The following is a 26,159-nucleotide window of genomic DNA, read 5'->3' as shown; positions in this document are numbered from 1 at the left end:
CCTTTCTTTTATTTTTATTGAGGCGCAGGGCGGCGGCAGAAAGCCACTATTTGGCGCTCTGTCTGTATAGCTCAATTTGAAAGGGAGTTTTGTAACGTAAAGTTAACGAGCCAAGATTGCAGGGGGCTGCTGGGCAGCCCGGCGCGGGACAAGCCCGCTTATCAGAGCAATCAGGGCAACACCGTCCAGATGGCGAACCCGGCATACCACAGCACCGCCGCACGCAGCAGCAGTTCCCACAGGCGATCCAGGCTATTGATGCCGTCGGCACCCACGGCCGGAGGCGGGATTTCAGCGGCGACCAGGCCGACTTTCTCCACCAGTTGCGCGGCGCTGATGTCCCAGCTCAGCAGCTCGTGAAGCATTACCCGGCTGACCGCGACGAAGTTGCCCACCAGCGCAAAACTGGCCGCCAGCAAGCGCACCGGCAACCAGTCAAACGCGTGACGCAGTTGCCCGGCGCGCTCAGCCACCAGAGGGTTCTGGCTATGCTCACTGGCAAGCGCCAAGAGTCGATAAGCCAGCGCGGCGACCGGCCCCAACAGGAAGTACCAGAAAATCACCGCAAAAAAGCTCTGGTAGGCCTGCCACAACAGATGGCCCTGGACGCGCTCCAACAGTTGCTCGCCGCTGTCGGCGCCCAGCTTCAGGTCGCGCTCGGCCACATGTTCGGCAGCCTGCAGGTCGCCACGGCGCCAGGCATCGCGAAATGGCCCCAATCCAGCCAATAGATCGCCACGGCCCAGGCTGTAGATCACTACCAGCAGGTGCACCGGCAGCGCCAACAAACCATAGGCCACCGGCTCCAGCACCAGCAGCAACAACGCCAGCAACGCTACCGGCAGCAGCACCAGCAGGGCCAGAATCAGCCAAGGCTGCTTGCCCAAACGCGGGCTAGATTCCAACTTGGCCAATTCGCGCAACCAGCCACCATCACGCTGCAACCTCTGGCGCATGGCCGAGAACTTCTCGATCCACACCGCCAACACCAACACCAGGAAACTCATCGTGCATGTCCTCCATCCTGCAGGGCGCTGCGAAAGCGCGTCCAATCAAAAGCGGGGCCGGGATCGGTCTTGCGCCCCGGAGCGATGTCGCTATGGCCACAAATACGCTGCGGCGTAATACCTGGATAGGCTGCCAGCAACTGACGGGTCAGGTCGATCAGCGACACATACTGGGGGGTGGTGAACGGCAAATCATCCGTGCCCTCAAGCTCTATCCCCAGGGAAAAGTCATTGCACGTCTCACGCCCTTCGAAGCACGAGACCCCGGCATGCCAGGCCCGGTCGATACAGGACACAAATTGCGTCACCGTGCCGTCACGCTCAATCAGAAAATGCGCAGACACCCGTAGGTCGGCAATCCCTTCAAAGTAAGGATGTTCCGTGACGTCCAGGCGGTTCTGAAAAAACTCCTGCACTTTTCCAGTCGCGAACTGCGCGGGTGGCAGGCTGATGTTATGCACCACCAACAGTGAGATTTCGCCTGTCGGGCGCTCGTTGAAGTTGGGTGAAGGGCAATGGCGAATGCCCTGGCACCAACCACTGGCGGGGTCCAACTGCATACAGGATCCTTGAACGTGACTAAGTGTGACCAGTATGCCGCGTTCGACCCCGTGGTTGCGATCACTTGCCGCGATTGAGTTGACGCAGCTTACCCACCACCGCCGCCAGCGCCCGCTCGAACAGCGGTTCATCGTCCAGGCTATGCAGCGCGCCACGCTTGAATGCCATCGCCAGTTGGCCGGCGCTCTTCTCCAGGACTTTAAGCCCCGTGCGGCCGACAAAAATATAGGTATTGGTCGGTACCATGATCGCCGTCAGCTTGCACCGCAGGGTGCCTGCCTGGCCCTGCTGGAACACGAACCAGTCGCCGACTCGCAGTTGGTGCACCTTGAGCAGGTCCGGATCATCCTCCGGCAGGCCCTCGACCGAATCGAGCGGCAGTGTGTTGAACACAAAGGGCTCACGCACTTCGAGCCATCCATCGCCACCCTCGGGCGGCTGGACGTGAAGGGTCTGCAAGCGAACAAAAAAATCACGCGTGCTGAAGGGGTCGAATGCAGCGCTGGTCAACCCGTCACGCAGTGCCTTGAGCAACCCCGGCAACTGCTCCAACAAGTGCACCCCGGCTTCAGTGTCTGCCTGCAGGCTGACACTCCAGATCAGCTCATCCATGGTGCGCAGCGCTGCTTGCCATTGCACCGACTGCTCGCCGTGCTTGAGGCTGGCCAGCAACAGCACCTGGCTCCAGGCCTGTTGCAGGAACTGCACCACCGCCTGCGGCAAAACCTTGCCCAGCATCCGCCGATTCAGTACCTCGGCCACCCGCGCACGCGCCGCTTCCGTGCGCACGCGCCCTTCTTCAGCATCGCGGGTATGCTGCTCAAGCAGCGCGCTGCGCCGACGCTCATCGGCGGTGAACGCAGTGAATTCGGTAAGCAATTGGGAAAAAATCGCCGGGTCTTCCACAAACTCATTCAGCAACCGCTGAACCACCTGCTCTATGCGCAGGTACAGGCTGTCGCGCTGGAAGTCATCGACGGGGCTCCAGCCCATGGCTGTCGTAGCGATTTCATTTAACAGGCGCCGAGCCGGGTGGCCGGGCCGACTGAAAAAGCTCTTGTCCAGCACCGCCACTTTCAGCATCGGGATCTGCAGGCGGCCAATCAAGACCTTGAAGGCGTCCGGCACCGTGCGGTCATTGAGGATAAATTCGAACAGCAGGGCGATCAGGTTGATCACATCTTCGTCCGCATCCTCCACCACCCGCGACTTGCCACTCTTGACGCTGACACGGGTGAGCAACTGCTCGAGTTGGTTACGCAGGTCGAAATCATCTTCGGCTTCCGGCTCCGGGACGTACTGCTGCAAATGGGACAACAGGCGCAGCAGATCGCGGGTGGCGATAGGCTGGGGTTCGGCGCTGGCTTCAAGCGTAGGCGACACGCTACCGCGCACGGCGGTCAACAACGCCTGCAAGGCGGTAAAGGCTTGCAGGCCATTTTCGTCGATCGGTTGGTCGACGCTCGGCAATACCTCTTCGCGATGATGATCACGCGTGGCACGGCCACAGGGACGACGGGATGGCGCGGCCTTGAGTTCCGGCAACACGCCGGTCGCGGCCAGCAGTTGATTGGCCTCACCGTACAGTTGGTCAGCGTCACTGAGTACGTACTTTTCAAACAGCTTGAGCATGATCAGCTTGACGCGGATCTCCACGCCCAGACTACGCCCGGCACGCAGGAAGAACTCGCACAGCAGCGCCGGGCCCAGGGGGTTCTCACGGTCATCCAGGCGATTGCCGAGCAAGACACTTAAGCGTGCAGTGAGTTGCGACAGCGCCAGGCCGTCGCGGTGGCGCACCCGGCCAAGCATGGCCTCAAGTGCCACGGCTTTTTCCAAGTCATCCCTGGACGTGCCTGAGGCCGCCTCATAGGACACCACCGGCACCAACTGAAGCTCAGTACGCCCCGCCTGCCCCAGGTTTCCAAAGGCTTCGAACAGCCGCTCCATGAACACCCGCTCGAAATTCTTGCGCTTGAGGCGCAAGTCGCGCATGGCTTCAAAAAAGATATGGTGGTCCACGTTGTTGCGGGCCTTGTCGGCCATTTCGAACAAAGTGTCGTCGGCGTTATCGAACAGTTCCTGCAAACCCTGCTGCAACTGCTGCGCCGCCTTGTCGCGAACCTGCAGCAACACCACCGGCAGGCGCGCGAGCGGCGATGGCGTGGCTTGTGCCTTGTTGATTGGCACCACCTTTCCGTCATTGTGCATCCTGGCCTCCTGAAACGGCGGTAAAGAGTTGGGGAAAGATCGGGTACAGGCCCAATAAGCACTGTGGATAACCGCCCATCACCAGTACGTCAAAGCTATGACGCCAATTGCAAGGCGCGAGATTATCTTGCAAATGAGTGCCGTTGCGCCAGCAAACTCTGACATTGCGCTGTAAATGAGTGGTGAGCCTGGGTTCGAACGCACGCAGCCCCTATAATCGGGACACTTTGTTTGTGGAGCCTGTTATGCCGAACCTCCGTCTTGCCGACCTCACCGCCGAAATCGAAGCCAACGTGCGCCGCGCGCTGCTGGAAGACATCGGCAGCGGCGACATCACCGCGCAGTTGATCCCGGCCGAACGGCTGGCCACGGCCACCATCATTACCCGCGACGCCGCCGTCATCGCCGGCACGGCGTGGGTGGATGCAGTATTCCGCCAACTGGACCCAAGGGTCGCCGTGCACTGGCAGGTGGCCGACGGCGAGCGTGTCAGCCCCAATCAGGCACTGTTCCACCTGGAAGGCCCGGCGCGTTCGCTGCTCAGTGGCGAACGCTCTGCCCTGAATTTCCTGCAGTTGCTGTCCGGAGTCGCCACCCGCGCCCGGTTCCTGGCGGATTTTGTCGCCAGCACCCAGGTCAAGCTGCTGGACACTCGAAAAACCCTGCCCGGTCTGCGCCTGGCGCAGAAATACGCGGTGACCTGCGGTGGCTGCCATAACCACCGCATCGGTTTGTATGACGCGTTCCTGATCAAGGAAAACCACATCGCTGCCTGCGGCGGAATTGCCCAAGCCATCAGCGCCGCCCACAAGATCGCACCCGGCAAGCCGGTGGAAATCGAAGTGGAGAGCCTGGACGAACTGCGCGAGGCGCTGGCGGCGGGCGCCGACATCATCATGCTCGATGAGTTGAGCCTGGAAGATATGCGTGAAGCCGTGCGCCTGAACGGCGGCAAGGCCAAGCTGGAAGCCAGCGGCGGGATCAATGAAAACACCCTGCTGCCTATCGCCGAGACAGGAGTGGACTACATTTCCATTGGTGCGATGACCAAGGATGTGAAGGCGGTGGATTTGTCGATGCGCCTCAGTATCTGAGGAGAGGCAAGCGGTGAGCTTCAAGCTGCAAGAGGGCTGCGTTCCAACTTGCAGCTTGCAGCTTGAAACTTGCAGCAGCGTCTAAACGACCAGGTCGTTCATCTCGCAATACTCTTCCCATTCGACACCCAGCACCTCGGCCGCCTCCTTGTGCAGGGCCAGCCGTGCCGCTTCAAATTCTTCCGGCGTCGAGGTGTACTTGAGGGTCAGTTCCCAAGGCTGGAAGCCCTGGCTCTCGGCCTCGTCCTCGAAAGCCCACTGGATCTGGTCGCGCTGATCATCGGCGCTCAGGTCCTTGATCTCTTCTTTAAGCTGCGGCGATTCCTCAAGGTATTTTTCGAGGGCTGCTTGGTGCCGAACTTCCTGGGTCATTTCAGTCGTGGTCATGTTGTTCTCTTAGATCGAGGAATGGGGATGCATCTGGGTCATCAAGGTTGCGCAGATACAAAAGAGTGGGCACAAGTGCCAACTCGTCTGGCCTTCAGAACCATTCTGGGATCATCTGAAAACATTTCCTTTGAAACACTGCCGCTAAAACACTGGCCTTAAAACACCGCCCTTAAAACAGTAGTGCCTTTTTGCCCGAGACAGGAATCGAACCTGCGACCTTCGCGTTACGAGTGCGCTGCTCTACCAACTGAGCTACACGGGCGGTGGGCTAAAGCTAGCACCGCATCGGGCGTCCGGCAACTTGCGCCCTTCAACGGGCAATGACCCCCTGAGCCCAGAAGCGTGGTTGCAGGTGACTGCCTTCGCCGTCCAGGTACTGCTGCTGGGCTTGCTGGATATGAGGCACATCGCGCATCGCGATAAACACCAACAGACCAACGGCCAACACCCCCAAGGCTTTCCATAGGTTCCGGGCCAACGGCAGCGCAGCACTTGCTGGCGTGCGCGACACATGCAGCGCCATCAGCCAGCCCACCACCAGCGCCAACCAGACCTGGGAGTTGGGTATCACGATCACACCATCGACCATGGACTGCACCAGCGCACCGATCAACGCTGCAAACAGGCACAAACGCAGCAGGTCAACACGCTCGGCAGACAGCGCTCGCGCGCGCAGCACTGCCAACGTGGCCCAGCCGCCTCGCCATGCCAAAACCGCCACGCACAGAGCCGACGGCACACCCCATTCGCTGGCCCACTGCAGAACCGCCTGATGGGGGTGAGCGGCAATCTTGTTGGCAATATCGGCAAAATGCATCGGCCCGAAACCGAGCCACGGCCGCTCGACAAGCATGTGCCACGCCTGCCACCAGATCGGGCCGCGCCCCGACAGCGAGGTGGTAAGGCGATCACTGGCACCACTGGAGAGCTCAATCCCCAGGTAATCCGCCAGCACCGTGAATATCAGCCAATACAGCAACAGCCCAACCAACGCTGCGGCCAACTGCCAGCCCAGCCAGCGACGGCCCCAAGGCCCGAGCACCGCCAACACCACGCCTGCCACGCCCATACCGAGCCAGGTGCCCCGCGTACCGCCGCTAATTGCGATCAGCCACCAGACACACAGCAACGTAAACACCGCACCGCGCAGGGCTCGGGAGAGATTGGGGATCAGCAAGGGCAGCGCCAGCAAGGGCAGGGTAAACGTCTGAAACTGACCGTAGAAACGCTTGTTGGAAAAGCCGGTCAGCAGCCGGTCAAGGTCCAGCATGCGCTCGCCACTGGAGAGCGCATGCGTACCGGCATACAGATACTGGACCGACTTGATCAGGCACAGCAACACCACAACCAGGATCAGCACGCGATCCAAAGACTCGCCGCCATGGCGGCGAAGCAGAGTAAAGGCGACGGCGATCGCCGCGCAGCCGACAAACAGCGCCACTTCGGTGAGCGCCCACAGCGGCTGATGGGCCAGCGCCGAAGACAGCAGACCCAGCCCGACAACCAGCGCTACTCCCCAGGCCGTGGGCCTGTCCACCCAGGGCTCAGTGGAGGTAACTGATAACCCATACAGCACCGCGCAAAACCCGATGGCAATTTGCATTACACGCTGTAGATCATGCCCACCGAACGGTGCGCAAATCCCGACAGTCAACAGGCACACCGCTGCTATCAGGAAAACACCGCCTCGCTGCTGTACGGATAACGCCATCGGCCACCTCTACTTCCCTGTGGATGGTTTAGCAGTTATGCCCCGTCGGCGCCGCAGCCCTTGCCGACATATTTCGCTTCAGCGGTAGTCGTGCACTTCCAGCCGGTGGCGCTGCGCGTCAGGCTGATGGTCTTGCCCAGCACCGGTGCCGGCGCGTCGAGTATTTCGCAGCTGATGGAGCCGGCTCCCGTGGCCACGTCGCCTGCCACGTCGATCTTGCAGTTGGCGGTGGGGCTGGTGCCGCCGATCAAGGCCAAGGTAGGTACGGTGCCCTGGTTGATAGTGTCTTCGTAACCGGCCTTCAACGCGGCAACTTCAGCCAGGCCGGCAGTGAACTTGGCCTTGGCCTGGTGTGTGGTGTACATGGGCAGGCCGATCGTGGCCAAAATGCCGATGATTGCTACGACGATCAACAACTCGATTAAGGTAAAGCCTTTCTGACGTATCACATTCACTCTCCAGAATAGAACTCATGACAAGGCGCGTCCTGCACCCCGTTTTTGCAACGGCGCCAGTGTACTCACCCGCAAGCGGTCAATCGCGCTCAAGACGCACATTCTGACATTTTTATCCTGCGCCATCGGCATGCCCGAATCCGTCACCTGACTAAGCTATAAATCTTCGACAGCCTGTATGCGGAACCGCGACATGAACGACGCGTCAACGATTTACGCCTGGGAAGGCATCAACCGCAAAGGGCGCAGGGTGTCCGGGCAAACCAAGGGGCACAACCCTGCCCTGGTCAAGGCGCAACTGCGCCAGCAAGGGATCAGCCCCGGCCGTGTGCGCAAGCAATCCCCGCTGCTGCCAAGCCTCGCCCCATCAGTCAAAGCGGCTGACATCACGCTGTTCACGCGCCAACTGGCTATGCTGCTGAGGGCTGGGGTTCCACTGCTGCAAGCCTTCGACATCATCAGCGAAGGCGTCGACAATCGCGCTGTGCGTGAACGCGTGCAGGGGCTTAAACAGGCGATCGCTGCCGGCAGCAGCCTGGCTGAAGCATTACGCAAACAACCGCGTTATTTCGATGAGTTGTACTGCAACCTGGTGGCAGCCGGCGAACAGGCCGGGGCGCTTGAGACTCTGTTGGAAAGGGTGGCGATCCACCGGGAAAAAAGTCAGCAGCTCAAGGCCAGGATCAAAAAGGCCATGACGTACCCCATTGCAGTCCTGGTGGTTGCCAGCCTGGTCACCGGCATACTGCTGGTCCACGTGGTGCCGCAGTTCCAGGCCCTGTTCGCCGGAGTCGACAGCAAACTGCCGGCATTTACCTTATATGTGATCGCCTGGTCGGCGTTCATGCAGCACGCATGGTGGATGCTGGTGTTGGGCATAGTCGCGGGAGCCGCTGGGCTGCGCCAGGCCTATCGGAAATCGTCGGGCTTTCGCTACTGGCTGGACACCGGTTTGTTGAAAGCGCCCCTGGCAGGCAAACTGCTGACAAAATCCGCCGTGGCCCTTTACGCCCGCACGCTCTCGACTACCTTTGCCGCCGGTGTTCCACTGGTACAGGCATTGGATTCAGTCGCCGGAGCCGTGGGAAATGGCCCGTTCAAACAGGCAATCGAACATATGCGTCACGATGTATCCACAGGAATGCAACTGAATCAATCCATGGCCAACAGCGGTCTGTTTCCCGGCATGGCGATCCAGATGACGGCGATCGGCGAAGAGTCGGGCACCCTGGAACACATGCTGGAAAAGGTCGCCAACCACTATGAGACGGACGTGGACAACCAGGTCGACAACCTCACCAGCCTGATGGAGCCGTTGATCATGATGGTCCTGGGGGGGATTGTCGGCGCGCTGGTCATCGCCATGTACCTGCCGGTCTTCCAATTAGGGAGCGCATTTTGAGCGTGCTGCTGAACGAGCATCCATGGGCTTTTGTCGCCATAGCGTTGGTACTGGGGCTCATCGTCGGCAGCTTCCTCAACGTGCTGGTCTGGCGCCTGCCTAAAATGCTCGAACGGGAATGGCGTGCCCAGGCCCATGAGGCGCTCGGTCTACCTGCCGAACCTGACGGGCCGACCTACAACCTGATGCACCCCAACTCATGCTGCCCGCACTGTGATCATCCAATCCGGCCGTGGGAAAATATCCCACTGCTCAGCTACCTGATGCTCAGGGGCCGCTGTGCCCACTGCCAGGGAGCCATCAGCCCCCGCTACCCTTTCACCGAACTCGCATGTGGGTTGATCTCGGCATGGGTCGCCTGGCATTTCGGCTTTGGCTGGCAAGCCGCAGCGGTGCTGGTGTTGAGTTGGGGGTTGCTGGCAATGAGCCTGATCGACGCAGACCACCAGTTGCTGCCGGATGTGCTGGTGCTGCCATTGCTGTGGCTGGGGCTGATCGCCAACAGCTTTGGATTACTGACGACATTACCCGACGCGCTATGGGGCACCGTGATCGGCTACATGAGCCTGTGGAGCGTGTTCTGGCTATTCAAGCTGGTCACCGGCAAAGATGGCATGGGCCACGGTGATTTCAAGTTACTGGCCATGCTCGGCGCGTGGGGTGGCTGGCAGATATTGCCGCTGACGCTGTTGATGTCGTCGCTGGTGGGGGTGTTTGTCGGGTTGATACTGATGCGCCTGCGCAAGACCCAGGCGTCCACGCCGATGCCGTTTGGTCCGTACTTGGCAATTGCCGGCTGGATTGCATTGCTCTGGGGTGGTCAAATAACCGACTTCTATTTGCAGTCTGTCGGTTTCAGATGACCACTCCTGTTGCAACACCCTGGATTCTTGGCCTCACTGGCGGCATCGGCAGCGGGAAAAGTGCGGCCGCCCAGCACTTTATCGACCTGGGCATTGACGTCGTGGACGCCGATCACGCCGCGCGCTGGGTGGTCGAACCCGGCCGGCCGGCACTGGCCCGCATTGCCGAGCATTTTGGTGCTGGCGTATTGCAGCCTGACGGCCAATTGGACCGCGCCGCGCTGCGCAAGCTGATCTTTGAGGTGCCCGAAGAGCGCCGCTGGCTGGAAGCCCTGCTGCACCCGCTGATTGGCGAAGAGATTCGTAGTCACCTGGCTCGCGCCCGGTCGCCTTATGCGATCCTGGTGTCACCGCTGCTGATCGAATCCGGCCAGTACAGCATGACCCAGCGCATCCTGGTGATCGACGTGCCGCAATCGCTGCAGATTCAGCGTACCCTGCAGCGCGACGGCATCAGCGAACAACAGGTTCAGGCGATCCTCAAGGCCCAGTCCAGCCGTGAAGACCGCCTGAACCATGCCGATGACGTGCTGGTCAATGACCAGGACCTCGCTTGGCTGCACAGCGAGGTCGAGCGACTGCACCACTTTTACCTTACTTTGCGTGGAGGCCGATCATGAGCCAACCCTTGACCGTCGACTGCCCAACCTGCGGCGCACCCGTGGAATGGAATGCAGCCAACCCCAACCGGCCGTTCTGCTCGGACCGTTGCAAACTCATCGACCTGGGCGCCTGGGCCGCTGAGGAACACAAGATTCCCGTGGCTCCGGATGCCGAAGACGAGCTGTTTTCCGAAGATTTACCGCCGCGCCACTAAGGCCGCATAAAGGCGTATTCCTGCTGGTCGTCGAGGTTCTCTGCAAGGTATTGCAGCTCGTCGGCCAGGTCTTCAAAACTGCGTACGCCCTTGCTCTGCTGCACTACCGCACTGAGCATCGCGCGCAGGGTCAAGCCTGGGTCGAAACCGATTTCCTGTGCCGCATCCTGGCTTCTGCGCAACTCCTGCCTTGCCCACTCGTACACACTCATGATTCGTGCTCCCGCCTTGCCTAGGAAAATTTTGCAGAGCATGGGCCCGCTCGGCTGCGCGGGATTTGATCTGGGTCAACGCCGCGATTCGTCATCCTTCCAGGGTGCCGAGAGGTAGCGTGTGCGGTTGAATGTCTCCAGCCATTCCGGGCAAAACACCACCAGGGCACTGATCACCATGCCGTTGATAAAGGCTTCTGGGAAGATGATCAACCACAGGTAGCCGACGAAATCCTCCAGCCATTCCGGCATGGCAAAACGACCGTCGAACCACAGCAACCCCAGCCCCAGCAGCAGGCAAAACAAGGCCGACAGCGCGGCAGCAAAAAAACCGGAGCAGAAGATATACACGAAGGGATTGCGCGGCTGGGCTCGCTCGACCACAAGCGCACAACCTTCGGTGACCAGCACCGGCAGCACGATCAGCAGCAGGCCGTTGATGCCAAGGGCTGCCAAGTCCTGGCGCCCAAGCAGCACTAACCCGAACTGGGCGGCAAAACCACCGACGATGGCCAGGGGCCAATCCAGCAGCAGGGTTACGGCGGTCATACCGATAAAGTGGTAGGACACACCGGTGTCGAAATCCCGTCGTACCAGCCACAACATGAACAGTGCGAACACCGTACCGAATAGCAAATGCTGGCGCCGCCGGTCGGCAAACAACTCGACCCAGGGCGAGCGCAGGATCGCCCATAACAGCACCGGCGCATACAACAGCCAGCCGATGCCGAGGGTTGTGGGCGCCAGCACTGCGGCGCTGATCACGGCTTCACCTGCTCCAGGGCCTGGCGCAGTTCGGCAGCAGTGCCGTATTCATGTTGAGAAACCAACGTACCGTTATCCAGCTGCAGCCACAGCACTTTATCCGCCGCCGCGGGGTAACGTGGGGCAATACGCGCCTCACGGTCCAGCATGACCCGGTAGTTGTAGGATTGCATGGCAGGTACCGCGAACAATTTGGCGATCAGTCGAGGCATGCGCTGGATGTCCGCGACGAACACTGCATGCCGCGCTTCGAGGTAGCCTTTAGGCTGGCCTTGCAGCGCCGCGTCTACCAGCTTGGCCGCATCCATGCTGCGCGCCACCAACAGAATCTGCGCCTGGTTATCGAGGGTATAGGCTTGGTCGAATTGATCGAGCAAGGTCCAGGGAGCGACGCGCTCGCCCACTTCAACAGCCTGTGCCCATACTGGTAAAAGACTCAGCAACAGCACCACAAGAAACTTCACTGTACGCTCCTCATAAGGGGGGAATTACGCTTGAAAGGCCAGTCTACACCCTGGCTTTTGCAGCGGGACTTCCTGCGGTCATCATTTGGACGCTAAGCTGCAAGCATGGATGACTCAGATTATTTGCGCCTGCTCACCGTAGCAGCCGAACAAGCCAATGCGTTCCTGTCCAATGCCCGCAAATGGGAGCGTGAGCGTTGGGTCTGCCAGCGCCTGCTGCAAGGCTTGAATGTGCCCTATCGCGCCGAAGAGTTTCACGCCGCCGGGCAAGAACCGCCCGACGTGCTGTTTCGCGATGCCAGTTTCGAGGTTTTTTTCGTCCTCGATGAAGGGCGACGACTGAACGACGAATGGCGTGACGAACTGCTGCGCCGACGCAGTGCATTCTCCCTGAGCCAACTGGTGCGGCGCGAAGCCAAGCCTCGGCGCATCCCGGCCCATGAGTTCCTGCTGCGCCTGGCGCCCACGTTGCGCAAGAAGGCCCACAACTACAAAGAGCGCGGGATGGACTTGGGCGAATTGGACCTTGTCGCATTCACCAGCCTCAAGCGTGAAGTGCTCGACCTCAACAGCCACTTTCCACCCCCCACCGAATACTTGCGCCAGGGCTGGCGCTCGCTGTCGCTGGTGGGGCCGACATTTGCACGGGTGCTGTTCGCCCACCCGGACGCGCCGGATTTCTTGCGCAACAACCTGGGGCGCAGCATAGTGTTCGATGTGGGCATCAGCCTCTGATCCCCTGACTGTAACGTGGCGCCCCTTTGCAACGTCTACCTGACGAGGCCTTATATGACCAGCCGCCTGAACCCCGACGACCAACAGCATGTCGAAGAGTACCTGCAACTCTCCCAAAACCGAGTCGAGCGCAAGCCTTTCCGGCCGTGGCTGCTCCTTGGTGTGGTGCTGGTGGTGGTGATCGGGCTCGGCCTGCTGAGCCGCCTTTTGAGTTACCTGACGCTATGAGCTGCCTGGCGCTCGCGGGGGTAACTGCTCCGATTTCCTTTAGCCTTGCGAGATACCCCCATGACCCATCGTATTATTATCGTCGGCGGCGGCGCCGGCGGTCTGGAGTTGGCTACCCGCCTGGGTAAGACCCTGGGCAAGCGCGGCACCGCCAGCATCACGCTGGTGGACGCCAACCTCACCCATATCTGGAAGCCTTTGCTGCACGAAGTGGCTGCCGGCTCACTGAACTCCTCGGAAGACGAACTCAATTACGTCGCCCAGGCCAAATGGAACCACTTCGAGTTCCAGCTGGGGCGCATGAGCGGACTCGACCGTGAGCAGAAGAAAATCCAGCTGGCCGCCACCCTCGACGAAGAAGGCCGCGAATTGGTGCCTGCGCGCGTGCTGGGCTATGACAGCCTGGTGATTGCAGTGGGCAGCACCACCAATGATTTCGGCACCGAGGGCGCGGCACAGCACTGCCTGTTCCTTGATACCCGAAAGCAGGCCGAGCGCTTCCACCAACAGTTGCTCAACCACTACCTGCGCGCCCATGCCGGGCAGACCGATGCGGTGGAAAAGATCAGCGTCGCCATCGTTGGTGCGGGTGCAACGGGCGTCGAGCTGGCCGCAGAGCTGCATAACGCGGCCCACGAACTGGCGGCGTACGGCCTGGATCGCATCAAGCCGGAAAACATGCACATCACCCTGATCGAAGCAGGCCCACGTGTACTGCCTGCCCTGCCGGAGCGGATTGGCGGGCCTGTGCATAAAACCCTGGAGAAGCTCGGGGTGACGGTACTGACCAACTCAGCGGTCAGCGAAGTGACCGCCGACGCACTGATCACCAGCAGTGGCCAGGTGATTCCTGCCAGCCTCAAGGTGTGGGCCGCAGGGATTCGTGCACCGGGTTTCCTCAAGGACATCGATGGCCTGGAAACCAACCGCATCAATCAACTGCAAGTGCTGCCAACGCTGCAAACCACTCGCGATGAAAACATCTTCGCCTTTGGCGACTGCGCCGCCTGCCCGCAACCGGACAGCGACCGCAATGTACCGCCACGCGCCCAGACCGCGCACCAACAGGCCTCGTTGCTGGCCAAGTCGCTGAAACTGCGTATCGAAGGCAAGGACCTGCCATCGTACAAGTACACCGACTATGGGTCGCTGATCTCGCTGTCACGATTCTCGGCGGTGGGTAACCTGATGGGCAACCTGACCGGCAGCGTGATGCTGGAAGGCTGGCTGGCGCGGATGTTCTACGTGTCGCTGTACCGCATGCACCAGATGGCGCTGTATGGCTTCTTCCGAACGGCGATGCTGATGCTGGGCAGCAAGATTGGACGCGGGACTGAACCGCGCCTGAAACTTCACTGACAACAGGGCCCCTGACGGGCCCCGTTCAATGTGGGAAGGGACTTGCTCCCTCCCACATTAGTTTTTTATTGGATTTAAGATAATTTCAGACAAAAAAAATCCCCGTATCTTTCGATACGAGGATTTTTAATATGGTCGGGGTAAGGGGATTCGAACTCCTGACATCCTGCTCCCAAAGCAGGCGCGCTACCGGACTGCGCTATACCCCGGAAAAAAAAGGCGACCTTTCAGTCGCCTTCTTCGATCAGCGCTTTTGGCCTCTGATCTTAAGATTCGATTCCAGCGTTAACTGGTCTCAAAAATGGTGGGTCGTGTGGGATTCGAACCTACGACCAATTGGTTAAAAGCCAACTGCTCTACCAACTGAGCTAACGACCCAAATATGGTCGGGGTAGGGGGATTCGAACTCCCGACATCCTGCTCCCAAAGCAGGCGCGCTACCGGACTGCGCTATACCCCGGTTTGAAATTGGCTCCGTGACCAGGACTCGAACCTGGGACCCAATGATTAACAGTCATTTGCTCTACCGACTGAGCTATCACGGAACTACATATTTCAAATGTACAACTTTTACTGCGATGCAACCTTCTCTTCGACCCTGTCCGTATCGCTACGTTAGCGTCTCTGAGGCGCGCTATTCTACAATCTTAAAAACCCCTGTCAACCCTTTAAATTGCTTTTAAGACAATGATTTGCGCTTCTTTCTGATTTCTTCTTGGGGAGAAGAAACCCGTGGGCTGACGATGCTGCGGGGCGCACTTTACAAGCCTTTGCCTTACAGTTCAACGCCCTATCGAAAAAAAAGGCCCTGCGATGCAGGGCCTTCTCTTATTGCAGTGCAATCCGGGCTCAGTGGAAGACGATTTCGTCGTTTTCCACAGTCGCCTCGACGCTGGTGCCCGGCATAAAACTGCCCGACAGGATCAACTGCGCCAGCGGGTTCTCGATCCAGCGCTGGATCGCACGTTTTAAAGGCCGTGCGCCATACACCGGGTCGTAGCCGACCGCGATCAGCTTGTCCAACGCCTCGCGACTCAGTTCCAGCGACAACTCGCGTTCCGCCAGGCGACCGCGCAGACGGCCCAGCTGGATCTCGGTGATACCCGCGATCTGATCCCGCGCCAATGGCTCGAAGATCACCACTTCGTCGACCCGGTTGATGAATTCCGGGCGGAAGTGCGTGGTCAGCGCATCCATTACAGCAGCACGCTGGGCCTCACGATCACCTACCAGCTCCCGGATCTGCGACGAGCCCAGGTTGGAGGTCATCACTATCACCGTGTTGCGGAAGTCCACCGTACGCCCGTGGCTGTCCGTGAGCCGCCCATCTTCCAGCACTTGCAGCAAGATGTTGAACACGTCCGGGTGAGCCTTCTCGACCTCATCCAGCAGGATCACCGAGTAAGGCTTACGCCGCACGGCTTCGGTCAGGTAGCCGCCCTCCTCGTAGCCCACATAGCCTGGTGGAGCACCTATCAGGCGAGCCACCGAGTGCTTCTCCATGAATTCGGACATATCGATCCGCACCATGGCCTCTTCAGTATCAAAGAGGAACTCGGCCAATGCCTTGCACAGCTCGGTCTTACCCACGCCGGTCGGGCCGAGGAACATGAACGAGCCGCTCGGACGGTTCGGGTCAGACAAACCGGCCCGGGAACGCCGTACCGCGTTGGACACCGCCACGACCGCCTCTTCCTGGCCGATCACGCGCTGATGCAACAGGTGCTCCATCTTCAGCAGCTTGTCACGCTCGCCTTCGAGCATTTTCGACACCGGGATACCGGTCCATTTGGAGACGACTTCGGCGATTTCTTCCTCGGTCACCTTGCTGCGCAACAGCTGATTTTCAGCCTTACCGTGCTGGTCGACCATTTGCAGGCTGCGTTCCAGGTCCGGGATCACCCCGTACTGCAACTCGGCCATACGGTTCAGGTCGCCTTTACGACGTGCGGCTTCCAGCTCCTGGCGCGACTGCTCGATCTTTTGCTGGATCTGCGCAGAGCCCTGTACTTCGGCCTTTTCCGAGGTCCAGATTTCTTCGAGGTCCGAATACTCACGCTCCAGACGGACGATTTCTTCCTGAAGTTTTTCCAGGCGTTTCTTGGCGGCGTCGTCCTCTTCTTTCTTAAGGGCCTGGGATTCGACTTTCAGTTGAATCAGGCGACGGTCCAGGCGGTCGAGCACTTCCGGCTTAGAGTCGATCTCCATGCGAATGCGGCTGGCCGCTTCGTCGATCAAATCGATGGCCTTGTCCGGCAATTGACGGTCGGTGATGTAGCGATGGCTCAATTTGGCCGCCGCAATGATCGCACCGTCGGTGATCGCCACTTTATGGTGGACCTCGTAACGCTCTTTCAGGCCCCGCAGGATCGCGATGGTGTCCTCTTCGCTCGGCTCTTCCACCAGGACTTTCTGGAAACGACGCTCAAGGGCCGCGTCCTTCTCAATGTACTGGCGATATTCGTTAAGCGTGGTAGCACCCACGCAATGCAACTCGCCCCGCGCCAAGGCTGGCTTGAGCATGTTGCCAGCGTCCATGGAGCCCTCGCCTTTACCGGCGCCGACCATGGTGTGCAATTCGTCGATAAACAGAATGATCTGCCCTTCCTGCTTCGACAGTTCATTAAGCAGGGATTTCAGGCGCTCTTCGAACTCACCGCGGAACTTCGCACCGGCGATCAACGACCCCATATCCAGGGACAGCAGGCGCTTGCCTTTAAGACCGTCCGGCACTTCACCATTGATGATGCGCTGGGCCAAGCCTTCGGCAATCGCGGTTTTACCCACGCCAGGTTCACCGATCAACACCGGGTTGTTCTTGGTGCGACGCTGCAGGACCTGGATGGTGCGACGAATTTCATCATCACGACCGATCACCGGGTCAAGCTTGCCTTCTTCGGCGCGCTTGGTCAGGTCGACGGTGTACTTGTCCAGGGCCTGGCGCGACTCCTCGTGATTAGGATCGTTAACCGCGTCACCGCCCCGCAGGTTGTTGATGGCGTTTTCCAGGGCTTTCTTGCTCACACCCTGGCCGAGCAGCAACTTGCCAAGCTTGCTGTTCTCGTCCATGGCGGCGAGCAGCACCAGTTCGCTGGAGATGAACTGGTCACCCTTTTGCTGGGCCAGGCGATCGGCCTGGTTGAGCAGGCGCGCCAAGTCCTGCGACATATTCACGTCGCCGGTTGGGTTTTGGATTTTCGGCAGTTGGTCGAGCTCTTTGCTCAACTCCTTGCGCAGGCTGCTGACATCAAAGCCCACCTGCATCAGCAAGGGCTTGATAGAACCACCTTGCTGTTCCAGGAGCGCCTGCATCAAGTGCGCAGGCTCAATGGCCGGGTGATCAAGACCCACCGCCAAGGATTGGGAGTCCGATAAGGCCAACTGCAATTTGCTGGTTAAACGATCAATACGCATTAGTCACCTTCCTTTTGAGCAGGCCGGAGCTATAAAACATCCTGAATGAAGAAACCTGCCAGATGCCCTTATAGATGGGGTGGATTCTGGAAGATTCAAGCAAGCGGCGGTTGATATGGATCAGCATTGACCCAGATCAGCAGAGTCTAGCGCTCAAGCCAGATAAGGGAGGCAAAACGTCCGGTGCGAGGGCTGCGCCGGTACGAAAAGAAGCGTGGGTCGGTCACGGTACAGAAGCCACCACCATAAACAGCGGTGATGCCGCGCGCAGCAAGGCGCAGGCGTGCCAACTGATAGATGTCGGCCATGAACTTGCCGGGATTGCTGCTTGGCACAAAGGCTTCGGCAGTTGTCGGCAGTTGCTGCATGAAGGCTTCACGCACTTCCGGGCCGACTTCGAAGGCTTGCGGGCCAATCGCCGGGCCCAGCCAGACCAGTACGTCGGCAGGCTCGGCATCCAGGCGTTCAAAAGCGGCTTCCAACACACCAGCCGCCAGCCCACGCCAACCGGCATGGGCTGCGGCGACCCGCGTGCCGACACGATTGCAGAACAATGCGGGCAAGCAATCGGCGGTCATCGCGGTGCAGGCAATGCCGGGGGTGCTGGTCCAGCTGCCATCGGCTTCAGCCACGCGGCCAGGGTCGGCCTCGACCACGGCCACACCATGGACCTGGCTCAGCCAGGCCGGCTGAATATCGAAGGCTTCGGTAAGGCGACGGCGATTCTCAAGGACGGCCTCAAGGCTGTCCTCGACGTGATCGCCCAAGTTGAGGCTGTCGAACGGCGCCAGGCTGACGCCGCCCGTACGGGTAGTCACACAGGCTTTCACCCCGACAGGCGCGGGCCAGTCAGGAATCAGCCAGTCATTCATCCGACAAACGCCTCGCGATCCTGCTTGAGCAGCGACAGCAGCCAGACGAAATCGTCTGGAAGCGGCGATTCCCAACTCATGCGCTTACCGCTCGTCGGATGGTCCAGCTCCAGGAAACGTGCATGCAACGCCTGGCGCGGGAACGTCTTGAGCGACTCGACCATGGTCTGGCTCGCCGCTGGAGGAATGCGGAAACGGCCACCGTAGGCAGGATCGCCCACCAACGGGAAGTTGATGTGGGCCATATGCACACGAATCTGGTGGGTACGACCGGTTTCCAGCTTGACCCGCACATGGGTGTGGGAACGGAAACGCTCGAGCACACGGTAGTGGCTCACCGCCTGCTTACCACCTTCCATCACCGCCATACGCTGGCGCTGCTGGCCGTGGCGACCGATCGGGGCGTTGATCTTGCCACCCGCCACGACCACGCCGATCACGATGCATTCGTAGATACGGCTGACGCTGCGGCTCTGCAATTGCGTAACCAGTTGCGTCTGCGCCTGAATGGTCTTGGCCACCACCATCAAGCCGGTGGTGTCCTTGTCCAGACGGTGCACGATGCCGCAACGCGGTACGTTGATAATGTCGGGGATGTGGTGCAACAGGGCATTGAGCAAGGTGCCATCAGCGTGCCCGGCCGCCGGGTGAACCACCAGGCCTGCGGGTTTGTTGATGACCAGGATGTCGTCGTCTTCATAGACGATGTCCAGCTCGATGTCCTGTGCGACCCATTCTCCCTGGGCTTCCTGCTCGGCAGTCAGCTCAAGAATCGCACCGCCATGGACTGTGTCTCGCGGGCGGATAACCGCTCCATCCACAGTCAGGCGGCCGTCTTTGATCCAGGCGGAAAGGCGCGAGCGCGAGTGCTCAGCGAATAATTGTGCGGCGACTTGATCGAGGCGTTGGCCGCCCAATTCGGACGGCACCTCTGCGCGAAGTTCAATTTTATCGGACATGCTCAGACTAGGCGTGGCACAGCCTTTGGTTTCGGCTGCGCGCTTGTGGTTAAATACGGCGTCTTTTGCCCCGAGGCTTTCAACGGGGCGCTCATCATAACAGGACGGCCCCGCCCAAGACAGCGGCCGTCATAGGGACGCAAGCCGCCATGCAAGTGAAACACCTGCTGCTGATCGCCATCCTCGCCATGACTGCTGCTTGCTCGTCAACAAAGGAAGTCGTCGACGAAAACCTGAGCGAAGTCGAGCTGTACCAACTGGCACAGAAAGACTTGGACAATAATAGCTACACCAGCGCCACAGCGAAGCTGAAGGCACTGGAGTCGCGCTATCCGTTCGGGCGCTACGCCGACCAGGCCCAGCTTGAGCTGATCTATGCCAACTACAAGAACGCCGAACCGGAAGCTGCCAAGTCCGCCGCCGAGCGTTTCATCCGCCTGCACCCGCAACACCCGAACGTCGACTATGCCTACTATTTGAAGGGCCTGACCTCGTTCGACCAGGATGTTGGCCTGCTGGCGCGCTTCCTGCCGCTGGACATGACCAAGCGTGACCCGGGCGCTGCCCGCGACTCCTACAACGAGTTCGCCCAGCTGACCAGCCGCTACCCAAACAGCCGTTACGCGCCGGACGCCAAGCAGCGCATGATCTACCTGCGCAACCTGCTGGCTTCCTACGAAATCCACGTGGCCCACTACTACCTGACGCGTCAGGCGTATGTAGCGGCCGCCAACCGTGGTCGTTATGTCGTAGAGAACTTCCAGGAAACCCCTTCGGTGGGTGACGGCCTGGCGGTGATGACCGAGGCTTACCAGCGTCTGCACCTGGACGAGCTGGCCACCACCAGCCTGGAAACCCTGAAGCTCAACTACCCTGATCACCCGAGCCTCAAAGACGGCCAGTTCGTGCCTCAGGTTGCCGAAGCGGACAACCGTTCGTGGCTGAGCAAGTACACCCTGGGCCTGATCGAGTCGCGCCCACCGTTGCCGCCGGGCGAAACCCGCGCCAACCAGGACGTGATGAAGCAATTCCAGGATGCCAAGGAAGCCATTCCTTCGGACCTCAAGCCGCACGACGAGAACGGCGACGTGATCGAAGAGGAAGAGCCACAGGCCCTGGGCAACAACCAGGACCGCTCGTGGTTCAGCTATATGACCTTCGGCGTGTTCGACTGAGTCTGCCGACGCAACGCAAAAAAGGAGCCCCTCGGGGCTCCTTTTTTATGGGTAGGCATTATTGCGCTGTGCGCCTGCCACGTCCTTGGCTAAACTGGCGCATTCCTTATCGAGAAACCGCCCATCATGCTTCGTCTTCTGTTCTGGATTGCCGTTATTGCTGCCGCGGTATGGTTCTGGCGCAAATTCAAAAGCCCGACCGCCAGGCAACAACGCACCAGCGAGCCCGGTGCGGCATTGATGGTGCGTTGTGCACACTGCGGCGTGCACTTGCCACAGGATCGCGCCTTAAGTTCGCGCGAGGAGTGGTATTGCACCCAGGCGCATCTGGAGCAAGGACCGAAGTCTATCCAGCGTTGATCCGACCTTCGGGCGCATAGGGTGCCGGGTCGATAATCGGCGCACGCTCCAGTAGCAAATCGGCAAATAACTGACACGATGCCGGGGCCAGGACCAGCCCGTTGCGGTAATGCCCGCAGTTGAGCCACAGCCCGTTGAGGCCGGGTACCCGGCCGATGTAGGGAATGCCTTCCGGCGAACCGGGCCGCAGACCGGCCCAATGCCCCACCACTTCAGCGTCGGCCAGGGCGGGAATCAATTCCACAGCCGAGGCCTTGAGGCTTTCCAGCGCAGTTTCGGTGGGCGTCTTGTCGAACCCCTCATGTTCCAGGGTGCTGCCGATGAGGATGTGGCCGTCGCGCCGGGGGATCGCATAACGCCCTTTGGCCAGGACCATGCTCGACAGAAAGTCCGAGGCGCATTTGTACAAAATCATCTGCCCCTTGACCGGCTCCACCGGCAGCGCCAGGCCCAACGTACCGAGCAACTCGCCGCTCCACGCCCCCGCTGCGAGCACCACCTGATCCCCCAGAATCGGCCCCTCGGCCGTATCCACGCCCACTACATTGCCGCCATCCAGGATAAAACCGGTCACTTCGCACTGTTCGTGAACGGTCACGGCAGGCAGAGCCAATAGCGCGGCCTTCAGGGATTTGACCAGGCGCGGGTTGCGCACGTTGGCCACGTTGGCCATATAGATCGCCTGGGAATACCCACGCCCCAAGACAGGAACCGCATCATGGGCGGCAGACACATCCACTTTGCTCAGAGGCCGGCCTTCACGAGCGGCCCACTCCAGCGCCTCGGTTTCGTCGTCCAGGTCCAGCCAGTACAAGCCCGTGGTATGAACCTCCGGGTCGACACCGGTGGCGGCAAACAGCCGCTCAGCCAATTGCGGATAAAAATCCTGGGACCAATGGGCCAACGCTGTGACCGCCGGGCTATAGCGCCACGGATACAGTGGCGAAACAATGCCTCCGCCCGCCCATGACGACTCCTGCCCGACACCGGCGCGCTCCAACAGGATCACAGCCTGCCCCTGGGTCGCCAGGTTGAACGCCGTCAACAAGCCGATGACTCCGCCACCGACAATCACCACTTGCTGTTGCTTAGCCATCATTTGATCCAGTCGATAAATAGGAACAAGCGCACCGGGCGCCCAATCATCCAGCACCCTCATCATTGACCCCAGCATGCCTGGCGCGACATTTCGGGGGCCGCCCCCGGATTGCCACGCGCACCGCTGCTGCCCAAGCTGAAGTCACCGCAAGGGTCACCGGCCATCGTCGAATCAGCACCCGGCGTAGCGACCAGGTAGAAATCCTGAGGGTTCAACGCTGCGGTGATTCTATAGCGATCATTGCCCGTACTGACGCCGCTGGCGTCAATAAAAGTGCCGTTCCTCATATAAAACCGCTCCAGGTGCTGAGCTTGCTCAGTCAACAGCGCGACAATTTCCGCGCGATAGACCTTTTTCACATGGCCGGTGTACCCGGGGTAAGCGATTCCGGCCAGAAACGCGATAATCGCCACGGCGATCAATAGCTCGATCAGGGTAAAACCCTGGCTGTCCATGCCCATTCCATTGCTCCTTATTGAAGTTGCCGCCACGAAACCCGCCGAAAACGCGAGCCACTTTCCTCCTCTACCCGCACATACACACTCTCCAAAACTGTGCGCGATTGGCCACTGAGCCCGACCGCTGTCACCCGGTACAACGTTGCCAGGCTTTGCGGTGGCACATGCGGCAGCCCTACGCCAGGACCCAGGGATTGGATACCGTAGAGCCCACCCTTGATGGCAACCCAGTTAACCGATGACACTGGATTGGTACCGGCGCCCACCACCGAAGACGCCTCATCCGGTGGCCCACAGGCGACGATCGAATGGCATTGCGGCAGAGCAACCCCCTTTCGCCTCACACCTTGCTCTCCCAGCCTCAAACCACTTTCTGCGGTTTGCAGCGACTGGTTGCGATGCCACAGGCTAGCGGCGATCTTTTGCTGGCTTACAGCCCCCTGTATCGAAGACAGGCCGATCAACGACAACAGCAGCAAAAACACCAGGCTTATCAGCAGGACCATCCCCCTCTGCCGCAGAAAAACACCCTGAGCAAGCACCATGTCCGCCCTACCCCACACGGTTTCGCAACGCCGCCACGACGCTGTAGGTTTGATCTTTTACACGTCCCGTCGGGTCTTGCAGCGTCATGCGGATGCGTACGCTGCGGATCAAGGATTCATCGGTTGGGATGGCGTCATAGCGCACAACCTGTGCTGATGCCGGCCTGGCAGCCACGCCGAAACTGACATCGAAAGCACGTACGTTATCCACCAACACAGTCCTGGCCGGCGCGGCAAGCGTGCTGACCTTCAACTGGCCCGCCTCGAAGGTGTAGGTCAGTTGCCGAATCGCAAAACGAATCTGCCCAGGAGCAGGCGAAGGTGAGTTACCTGCATAGGCTTGAGCGGTAGAAGTGCAGTCGGAGAGCACCGTCCAATCAGGCTTGCCACCCCCTACGCCGACATCGGTAGTGACCAGCGTCAGCGACTTTGAACTGCCCCCGGCATTCCAACTGACAGGTCTTTCAAAGGCGGGCGGGGCGTTCTCGATAAAGGCCGTGGCCAAGCAGCCAAACATACCCGCCTGGCGAATGTCCTGAATCATCTTGCCCAGCACAAACCGCGCATCATCCTGCAGCAACATGGCCGCCTGCTGGCTGGCGTGGGTCGTGCGGGAGCTGATCAGCACCTGACTCCCACCAAGCACCAGCACCAAACCAACGGCCAGGGCCAGCAACAATTCCACCAGGCTGAAACCTCTACCCCGATGCTTCATTGCGTCACCCCAGGTTCATTGTCGATGCGACTGGTCAGGGTGAAGGTTTCCCGCGCGCCAGGCATGTTTGCACCCCGGCTGTCATCCCAACTGATACTGACAGTTACTTCATCTGCACTGACCGCCACCGAGCCTTTGGCGCTCTCCCCGGCAAAACCGCGAATATTGGCCTCGAAATCATGCAGGTCCTGGTCACGTACGCTGGTGGTCGTGGTACCGGCCGGCGCCCGAGCGCCACGGAGCGATGAGTAGTCGGCACCGGAATTGGCGCGAATTCGGTCGAGCATATCGTAGGCGATGAAACTGGCCTGGCTGGTCATCCTCGAACTGTCGGTGTACTTGAGGGCGTTGAGTTGGAGCGTCACCGCGCCCAACAGGCCGACGGCGAGAATCAGCACCGCCACCAGCACTTCGATCAACGTCATGCCGATTTGGTACCGAGGAAAAGTCGGGGGGAAACAGGTTTTCAGGCAAACAAGCATTACCGGCGTCATCCGTGTCGAAGGCCGAAAAAAAGCAGGAAAACCCTGCGGGGCGACCCAAGACTAGCGGCGGTTTTTATCCGGCGCTGGTCACGGAACAAAGGGAAATACTTTGGACATAAAGGCCATCATTCGACACTCCGAGCCGGACGCTATACCTATGTCTCAACCTGCTATCTACGCACGTCCACGGAGGGACGGCCTATGGAACAACGAGGTTTCACCCTGATCGAACTGCTGCTCGGGCTGATCGTGAGCGGCATCCTGGCGCACCTGGCCACACCCAACTTCATGGGACTGCTGGAGTCACAGCAGCAACAAAGCGCGGCGCAATCACTGACGAACGGGCTTCGCTTCGCACGCACTGAAGCCATCACGCGTAACCGAGCGGTGGTCATCCACGCACTGGACGATGACTGGAGCCAGGGTTGGCGGGTCGTATTGGATGTAAGCGGGCGCGGCCATCTGGACGACGACAACCCGGTGTTACTGGAGCGCCAGGGCAGCGGTCGCGTAGCGATAGTCGGAAATGGACCGGTCAAAAGCCAGGTACGCTTCAGCGGGCTGGGAGAGCCGGTATTTGCTGGGGGAGGTTTTCGTGCTGGCACTGTACACATATGCGCCACGGACTCGGTACAGAGCCTGCACCAGGTGGTGCTGGCGCCCAGTGGACGCATCAGCCTGCGCAGCGATAGAACCGAACAGGCGTTGTGCCGGAGTTACTCCGGCACCCTGGTATTCAGAGCAGCGAGCGAACCCGCAGCTCCTTGGGCATGGAGAAAGTGATGTTCTCTTCACGACCGGCCAACTCATCGGCGCCCGTAGCCCCCCACGCATGCAACTGCTGGATGACGCCGCGCACCAGGACTTCCGGGGCCGAAGCGCCCGCCGTGATGCCAATACGCTCGACGCCATCGAACCAGCTGCGCTGCATATCTTCAGCACCGTCGATCAGGTACGCCGGTGTAGCCATGCGTTCGGCCAACTCGCGCAAACGGTTGGAGTTGGAGCTGTTAGGGCTGCCGACCACCAGCACTACATCGCATTCATCGGCCAGTTGCTTGACTGCATCCTGGCGGTTTTGGGTGGCATAGCAGATGTCGTCCTTGCGTGGCCCGCCGATGGCAGGGAAGCGGCTGCGCAGCGCGTCGATGACGCGGCTGGTGTCGTCCATGGACAAGGTGGTCTGGGTCACAAACGCCAAACGCTCAGGGTTGTGCACATGCAAGCTGGCGACGTCTTTTTCGTCTTCCACAAGGTAGATGGCGCCACCATTGCTGCCGTCGTATTGGCCCATGGTGCCTTCGACTTCCGGGTGCCCGGCATGGCCGATCAGGATGCATTCACGACCGTCACGGCTGTAGCGCGCGACTTCGATATGTACCTTGGTGACCAGCGGACAGGTGGCGTCGAATACTTTCAGGCCGCGCCCAGCCGCTTCGGTCCGCACGGCCTGGGAAACACCGTGGGCGCTGAAGATAACGATAACGTCGTCCGGCACCTGCTCCAGCTCTTCGACAAAGATGGCGCCACGTGCACGCAGGTCTTCGACCACGAACTTGTTGTGGACGACTTCATGGCGCACATAAATCGGCGGCCCGAAGACTTCCAGGGCGCGGTTGACGATTTCGATCGCCCGGTCCACGCCGGCGCAGAAGCCACGGGGGTTGGCGAGTTTGATTTGCATGCTGTGCCTCGTGTCTGGCGCTTGGGTCAGAGTTGATGCTTCTGAACTGACAATAGAGATCGAAGGTGGGAGGGGCTTGCCCCCTCCCACACTAGCCCGCTCCCACATTTTAGATCGGG

The 26,159-nt window shown here is 60.0% G+C and carries 29 protein-coding genes and 5 tRNA genes; 11 read left to right on the top strand and 23 right to left on the bottom strand.

Annotation, left to right across the window (positions count from 1 at the left end; genetic code table 11):
* Positions 1–170: 170 nt before the first annotated feature.
* The 3 genes from ampE to FIV39_RS00675 all read right to left on the bottom strand — a co-directional run bounded on the left by ampE (position 171) and on the right by FIV39_RS00675 (position 3,779).
* Complete coding sequence (gene ampE / locus FIV39_RS00685) at positions 171–1,007, bottom strand: regulatory signaling modulator protein AmpE (RefSeq protein WP_090409533.1); 837 nt, start codon at positions 1,005–1,007, stop codon at positions 171–173.
* Positions 1,004–1,567 (bottom strand): 1,6-anhydro-N-acetylmuramyl-L-alanine amidase AmpD, encoded by a 564-nt coding sequence (ampD, locus tag FIV39_RS00680; protein ID WP_090409534.1) that lies wholly within the window; start codon positions 1,565–1,567, stop codon positions 1,004–1,006. The genes ampE and ampD overlap by 4 nt, the downstream gene beginning before the upstream one ends.
* A gap of 61 nt (positions 1,568–1,628) precedes the next feature.
* On the bottom strand, positions 1,629–3,779 hold the full coding sequence (locus FIV39_RS00675) for a DUF1631 domain-containing protein (RefSeq protein WP_090409537.1): 2,151 nt from the start codon (positions 3,777–3,779) through the stop codon (positions 1,629–1,631).
* A 245-nt stretch (positions 3,780–4,024) separates the two neighbouring features.
* Between FIV39_RS00675 and nadC the strand changes: the two genes are divergently transcribed.
* Positions 4,025–4,873 (top strand): carboxylating nicotinate-nucleotide diphosphorylase, encoded by an 849-nt coding sequence (gene nadC / locus FIV39_RS00670; RefSeq protein WP_090409540.1) that lies wholly within the window; start codon positions 4,025–4,027, stop codon positions 4,871–4,873.
* Between the two features lie 81 nt (positions 4,874–4,954).
* Here the strand turns inward: nadC and FIV39_RS00665 are convergent, their stop codons facing one another.
* The 4 genes from FIV39_RS00665 to FIV39_RS00650 all read right to left on the bottom strand — a co-directional run bounded on the left by FIV39_RS00665 (position 4,955) and on the right by FIV39_RS00650 (position 7,420).
* Positions 4,955–5,260, bottom strand: coding sequence for a DUF6388 family protein (locus FIV39_RS00665; RefSeq protein WP_027604882.1), 306 nt, complete (start codon positions 5,258–5,260; stop codon positions 4,955–4,957).
* Between the two features lie 192 nt (positions 5,261–5,452).
* Positions 5,453–5,525: transfer RNA gene (locus FIV39_RS00660), tRNA-Thr, on the bottom strand.
* Between the two features lie 48 nt (positions 5,526–5,573).
* Entirely contained in the window at positions 5,574–6,974 is a 1,401-nt protein-coding gene (locus FIV39_RS00655; protein WP_090409542.1) for an O-antigen ligase family protein, read from the bottom strand.
* A 35-nt stretch (positions 6,975–7,009) separates the two neighbouring features.
* Complete coding sequence (locus tag FIV39_RS00650) at positions 7,010–7,420, bottom strand: pilin (RefSeq protein WP_090410148.1); 411 nt, start codon at positions 7,418–7,420, stop codon at positions 7,010–7,012.
* A 202-nt stretch (positions 7,421–7,622) separates the two neighbouring features.
* On the opposite strand from FIV39_RS00650, the gene FIV39_RS00645 reads away from it, so the two are divergent.
* From FIV39_RS00645 to yacG, 4 genes are read left to right on the top strand one after another with little or no spacing between them, the layout of a single operon-like run.
* On the top strand, positions 7,623–8,831 hold the full coding sequence (locus tag FIV39_RS00645; RefSeq protein WP_090409544.1) for a type II secretion system F family protein: 1,209 nt from the start codon (positions 7,623–7,625) through the stop codon (positions 8,829–8,831).
* Complete coding sequence (locus tag FIV39_RS00640) at positions 8,828–9,694, top strand: prepilin peptidase (RefSeq protein WP_090409546.1); 867 nt, start codon at positions 8,828–8,830, stop codon at positions 9,692–9,694. The genes FIV39_RS00645 and FIV39_RS00640 overlap by 4 nt, the downstream gene beginning before the upstream one ends.
* Positions 9,691–10,314: a dephospho-CoA kinase gene (gene coaE, locus FIV39_RS00635; RefSeq protein ID WP_090409548.1), complete on the top strand. Its 624-nt coding sequence runs from the start codon at positions 9,691–9,693 to the stop codon at positions 10,312–10,314. Before FIV39_RS00640 ends, coaE begins: the two co-directional genes overlap by 4 nt.
* A complete protein-coding gene (yacG, locus tag FIV39_RS00630) occupies positions 10,311–10,511 on the top strand; it encodes a DNA gyrase inhibitor YacG (protein ID WP_027604888.1) in 201 nt (66 codons plus the stop codon). Before coaE ends, yacG begins: the two co-directional genes overlap by 4 nt.
* On the opposite strand, the gene FIV39_RS00625 is transcribed toward yacG, so the two are convergent.
* From FIV39_RS00625 to FIV39_RS00615, 3 genes are all read right to left on the bottom strand, one after another.
* Positions 10,508–10,723 carry a hypothetical protein gene (locus FIV39_RS00625; RefSeq protein ID WP_003171680.1) on the bottom strand — a complete coding sequence of 72 codons (216 nt, stop codon included), beginning with the start codon at positions 10,721–10,723 and terminating at the stop codon, positions 10,508–10,510. The two genes, yacG and FIV39_RS00625, sit on opposite strands and share 4 nt — an antisense overlap.
* A gap of 75 nt (positions 10,724–10,798) precedes the next feature.
* Positions 10,799–11,488: an energy-coupling factor ABC transporter permease gene (locus FIV39_RS00620; protein ID WP_090409551.1), complete on the bottom strand. Its 690-nt coding sequence runs from the start codon at positions 11,486–11,488 to the stop codon at positions 10,799–10,801.
* Positions 11,485–11,952 (bottom strand): FAD/FMN-containing dehydrogenase, encoded by a 468-nt coding sequence (locus FIV39_RS00615; RefSeq protein ID WP_090409553.1) that lies wholly within the window; start codon positions 11,950–11,952, stop codon positions 11,485–11,487. Before FIV39_RS00615 ends, FIV39_RS00620 begins: the two co-directional genes overlap by 4 nt.
* Before the next feature lie 105 nt (positions 11,953–12,057).
* On the opposite strand from FIV39_RS00615, the gene FIV39_RS00610 reads away from it, so the two are divergent.
* From FIV39_RS00610 to FIV39_RS00600, 3 genes are read left to right on the top strand one after another with little or no spacing between them, the layout of a single operon-like run.
* Positions 12,058–12,687 carry a DUF1780 domain-containing protein gene (locus FIV39_RS00610; RefSeq protein WP_032886189.1) on the top strand — a complete coding sequence of 210 codons (630 nt, stop codon included), beginning with the start codon at positions 12,058–12,060 and terminating at the stop codon, positions 12,685–12,687.
* A 54-nt stretch (positions 12,688–12,741) separates the two neighbouring features.
* A complete protein-coding gene (locus FIV39_RS00605; RefSeq protein WP_016976295.1) occupies positions 12,742–12,915 on the top strand; it encodes a DUF3094 family protein in 174 nt (57 codons plus the stop codon).
* A gap of 60 nt (positions 12,916–12,975) precedes the next feature.
* Positions 12,976–14,274 carry an NAD(P)/FAD-dependent oxidoreductase gene (locus FIV39_RS00600; protein WP_090409555.1) on the top strand — a complete coding sequence of 433 codons (1,299 nt, stop codon included), beginning with the start codon at positions 12,976–12,978 and terminating at the stop codon, positions 14,272–14,274.
* A 132-nt stretch (positions 14,275–14,406) separates the two neighbouring features.
* On the opposite strand, the gene FIV39_RS00595 is transcribed toward FIV39_RS00600, so the two are convergent.
* The 7 genes from FIV39_RS00595 to rluD all read right to left on the bottom strand — a co-directional run bounded on the left by FIV39_RS00595 (position 14,407) and on the right by rluD (position 19,519).
* Positions 14,407–14,483: transfer RNA gene (locus FIV39_RS00595), tRNA-Pro, on the bottom strand.
* A 93-nt stretch (positions 14,484–14,576) separates the two neighbouring features.
* Positions 14,577–14,652: transfer RNA gene (locus tag FIV39_RS00590), tRNA-Lys, on the bottom strand.
* Between the two features lie 5 nt (positions 14,653–14,657).
* Positions 14,658–14,734 (bottom strand) — tRNA-Pro (locus tag FIV39_RS00585).
* A 9-nt stretch (positions 14,735–14,743) separates the two neighbouring features.
* Positions 14,744–14,819 (bottom strand) — tRNA-Asn (locus FIV39_RS00580).
* Between the two features lie 304 nt (positions 14,820–15,123).
* The gene (gene clpB / locus FIV39_RS00575; protein ID WP_090409559.1) at positions 15,124–17,688 is read right to left on the bottom strand and encodes an ATP-dependent chaperone ClpB; all 2,565 of its coding nucleotides are present in this window, start codon (positions 17,686–17,688) and stop codon (positions 15,124–15,126) included.
* A 146-nt stretch (positions 17,689–17,834) separates the two neighbouring features.
* A complete protein-coding gene (pgeF, locus tag FIV39_RS00570; RefSeq protein WP_090409561.1) occupies positions 17,835–18,560 on the bottom strand; it encodes a peptidoglycan editing factor PgeF in 726 nt (241 codons plus the stop codon).
* Positions 18,557–19,519: a 23S rRNA pseudouridine(1911/1915/1917) synthase RluD gene (gene rluD, locus FIV39_RS00565; protein ID WP_090409564.1), complete on the bottom strand. Its 963-nt coding sequence runs from the start codon at positions 19,517–19,519 to the stop codon at positions 18,557–18,559. Before rluD ends, pgeF begins: the two co-directional genes overlap by 4 nt.
* Positions 19,520–19,668: 149 nt before the next feature.
* Between rluD and FIV39_RS00560 the strand changes: the two genes are divergently transcribed.
* Positions 19,669–20,694 carry an outer membrane protein assembly factor BamD gene (locus FIV39_RS00560; protein ID WP_090409566.1) on the top strand — a complete coding sequence of 342 codons (1,026 nt, stop codon included), beginning with the start codon at positions 19,669–19,671 and terminating at the stop codon, positions 20,692–20,694.
* Between the two features lie 126 nt (positions 20,695–20,820).
* Positions 20,821–21,054, top strand: a complete 234-nt coding sequence (locus FIV39_RS00555; RefSeq protein WP_090409568.1) for a PP0621 family protein — start codon at positions 20,821–20,823, stop codon at positions 21,052–21,054.
* Here FIV39_RS00555 and thiO read toward each other — a convergent pair.
* The 5 genes from thiO to pilV all read right to left on the bottom strand — a co-directional run bounded on the left by thiO (position 21,041) and on the right by pilV (position 24,353).
* Positions 21,041–22,150, bottom strand: coding sequence for a glycine oxidase ThiO (thiO, locus tag FIV39_RS00550; RefSeq protein ID WP_090409570.1), 1,110 nt, complete (start codon positions 22,148–22,150; stop codon positions 21,041–21,043). The genes FIV39_RS00555 and thiO overlap by 14 nt on opposite strands.
* 62 nt (positions 22,151–22,212) lie before the next feature.
* Positions 22,213–22,614, bottom strand: a complete 402-nt coding sequence (locus FIV39_RS00545) for a type IV pilin protein (protein WP_090409572.1) — start codon at positions 22,612–22,614, stop codon at positions 22,213–22,215.
* Positions 22,615–22,625: 11 nt separating this feature from the next.
* Positions 22,626–23,156 carry a PilX N-terminal domain-containing pilus assembly protein gene (locus FIV39_RS00540; protein ID WP_090410150.1) on the bottom strand — a complete coding sequence of 177 codons (531 nt, stop codon included), beginning with the start codon at positions 23,154–23,156 and terminating at the stop codon, positions 22,626–22,628.
* Positions 23,157–23,163: 7 nt separating this feature from the next.
* The gene (locus FIV39_RS00535) at positions 23,164–23,871 is read right to left on the bottom strand and encodes a prepilin-type N-terminal cleavage/methylation domain-containing protein (protein ID WP_090409574.1); all 708 of its coding nucleotides are present in this window, start codon (positions 23,869–23,871) and stop codon (positions 23,164–23,166) included.
* Positions 23,868–24,353, bottom strand: a complete 486-nt coding sequence (gene pilV / locus FIV39_RS00530) for a type IV pilus modification protein PilV (RefSeq protein ID WP_090409576.1) — start codon at positions 24,351–24,353, stop codon at positions 23,868–23,870. The genes FIV39_RS00535 and pilV overlap by 4 nt, the downstream gene beginning before the upstream one ends.
* Positions 24,354–24,557: 204 nt before the next feature.
* Here pilV and FIV39_RS00525 point away from each other — a divergent pair, with 204 nt between their 5' ends.
* On the top strand, positions 24,558–25,139 hold the full coding sequence (locus tag FIV39_RS00525; protein WP_090409579.1) for a GspH/FimT family pseudopilin: 582 nt from the start codon (positions 24,558–24,560) through the stop codon (positions 25,137–25,139).
* On the opposite strand, the gene ispH is transcribed toward FIV39_RS00525, so the two are convergent.
* Positions 25,093–26,040, bottom strand: coding sequence for a 4-hydroxy-3-methylbut-2-enyl diphosphate reductase (gene ispH / locus FIV39_RS00520; protein WP_090409581.1), 948 nt, complete (start codon positions 26,038–26,040; stop codon positions 25,093–25,095). The two genes, FIV39_RS00525 and ispH, sit on opposite strands and share 47 nt — an antisense overlap.
* Between the last annotated feature and the right edge of the window lie 119 nt (positions 26,041–26,159).

Origin of the sequence: Pseudomonas grimontii (genome assembly GCF_007858185.1) — a bacterium.
GTDB lineage: Bacteria > Pseudomonadota > Gammaproteobacteria > Pseudomonadales > Pseudomonadaceae > Aquipseudomonas > Aquipseudomonas grimontii.
The sequence above is the reverse complement of the archived record's forward strand: the minus strand, read 5'-3'. Positions and strand labels throughout refer to the sequence as shown.

Bases quoted from the DNA above. Each gene is read 5' to 3' on its own strand.
- ampE (WP_090409533.1), bottom strand. From the start codon at position 1,007: ATGAGTTTCCTGGTGTTGGTGTTGGCGGTGTGGATCGAGAAGTTCTCG.
- ampD (WP_090409534.1), bottom strand. From the start codon at position 1,567: ATGCAGTTGGACCCCGCCAGTGGTTGGTGCCAGGGCATTCGCCATTGC.
- FIV39_RS00675 (WP_090409537.1), bottom strand. From the start codon at position 3,779: ATGCACAATGACGGAAAGGTGGTGCCAATCAACAAGGCACAAGCCACG.
- nadC (WP_090409540.1), top strand. From the start codon at position 4,025: ATGCCGAACCTCCGTCTTGCCGACCTCACCGCCGAAATCGAAGCCAAC.
- FIV39_RS00665 (WP_027604882.1), bottom strand. From the start codon at position 5,260: ATGACCACGACTGAAATGACCCAGGAAGTTCGGCACCAAGCAGCCCTC.
- FIV39_RS00655 (WP_090409542.1), bottom strand. From the start codon at position 6,974: ATGGCGTTATCCGTACAGCAGCGAGGCGGTGTTTTCCTGATAGCAGCG.
- FIV39_RS00645 (WP_090409544.1), top strand. From the start codon at position 7,623: ATGAACGACGCGTCAACGATTTACGCCTGGGAAGGCATCAACCGCAAA.
- coaE (WP_090409548.1), top strand. From the start codon at position 9,691: ATGACCACTCCTGTTGCAACACCCTGGATTCTTGGCCTCACTGGCGGC.
- yacG (WP_027604888.1), top strand. From the start codon at position 10,311: ATGAGCCAACCCTTGACCGTCGACTGCCCAACCTGCGGCGCACCCGTG.
- FIV39_RS00625 (WP_003171680.1), bottom strand. From the start codon at position 10,723: ATGAGTGTGTACGAGTGGGCAAGGCAGGAGTTGCGCAGAAGCCAGGAT.
- FIV39_RS00610 (WP_032886189.1), top strand. From the start codon at position 12,058: ATGGATGACTCAGATTATTTGCGCCTGCTCACCGTAGCAGCCGAACAA.
- FIV39_RS00605 (WP_016976295.1), top strand. From the start codon at position 12,742: ATGACCAGCCGCCTGAACCCCGACGACCAACAGCATGTCGAAGAGTAC.
- FIV39_RS00600 (WP_090409555.1), top strand. From the start codon at position 12,976: ATGACCCATCGTATTATTATCGTCGGCGGCGGCGCCGGCGGTCTGGAG.
- clpB (WP_090409559.1), bottom strand. From the start codon at position 17,688: ATGCGTATTGATCGTTTAACCAGCAAATTGCAGTTGGCCTTATCGGAC.
- pgeF (WP_090409561.1), bottom strand. From the start codon at position 18,560: ATGAATGACTGGCTGATTCCTGACTGGCCCGCGCCTGTCGGGGTGAAA.
- rluD (WP_090409564.1), bottom strand. From the start codon at position 19,519: ATGTCCGATAAAATTGAACTTCGCGCAGAGGTGCCGTCCGAATTGGGC.
- FIV39_RS00560 (WP_090409566.1), top strand. From the start codon at position 19,669: ATGCAAGTGAAACACCTGCTGCTGATCGCCATCCTCGCCATGACTGCT.
- FIV39_RS00555 (WP_090409568.1), top strand. From the start codon at position 20,821: ATGCTTCGTCTTCTGTTCTGGATTGCCGTTATTGCTGCCGCGGTATGG.
- thiO (WP_090409570.1), bottom strand. From the start codon at position 22,150: ATGGCTAAGCAACAGCAAGTGGTGATTGTCGGTGGCGGAGTCATCGGC.
- FIV39_RS00545 (WP_090409572.1), bottom strand. From the start codon at position 22,614: ATGGGCATGGACAGCCAGGGTTTTACCCTGATCGAGCTATTGATCGCC.
- FIV39_RS00540 (WP_090410150.1), bottom strand. From the start codon at position 23,156: ATGGTGCTTGCTCAGGGTGTTTTTCTGCGGCAGAGGGGGATGGTCCTG.
- FIV39_RS00535 (WP_090409574.1), bottom strand. From the start codon at position 23,871: ATGAAGCATCGGGGTAGAGGTTTCAGCCTGGTGGAATTGTTGCTGGCC.
- pilV (WP_090409576.1), bottom strand. From the start codon at position 24,353: ATGCTTGTTTGCCTGAAAACCTGTTTCCCCCCGACTTTTCCTCGGTAC.
- FIV39_RS00525 (WP_090409579.1), top strand. From the start codon at position 24,558: ATGGAACAACGAGGTTTCACCCTGATCGAACTGCTGCTCGGGCTGATC.
- ispH (WP_090409581.1), bottom strand. From the start codon at position 26,040: ATGCAAATCAAACTCGCCAACCCCCGTGGCTTCTGCGCCGGCGTGGAC.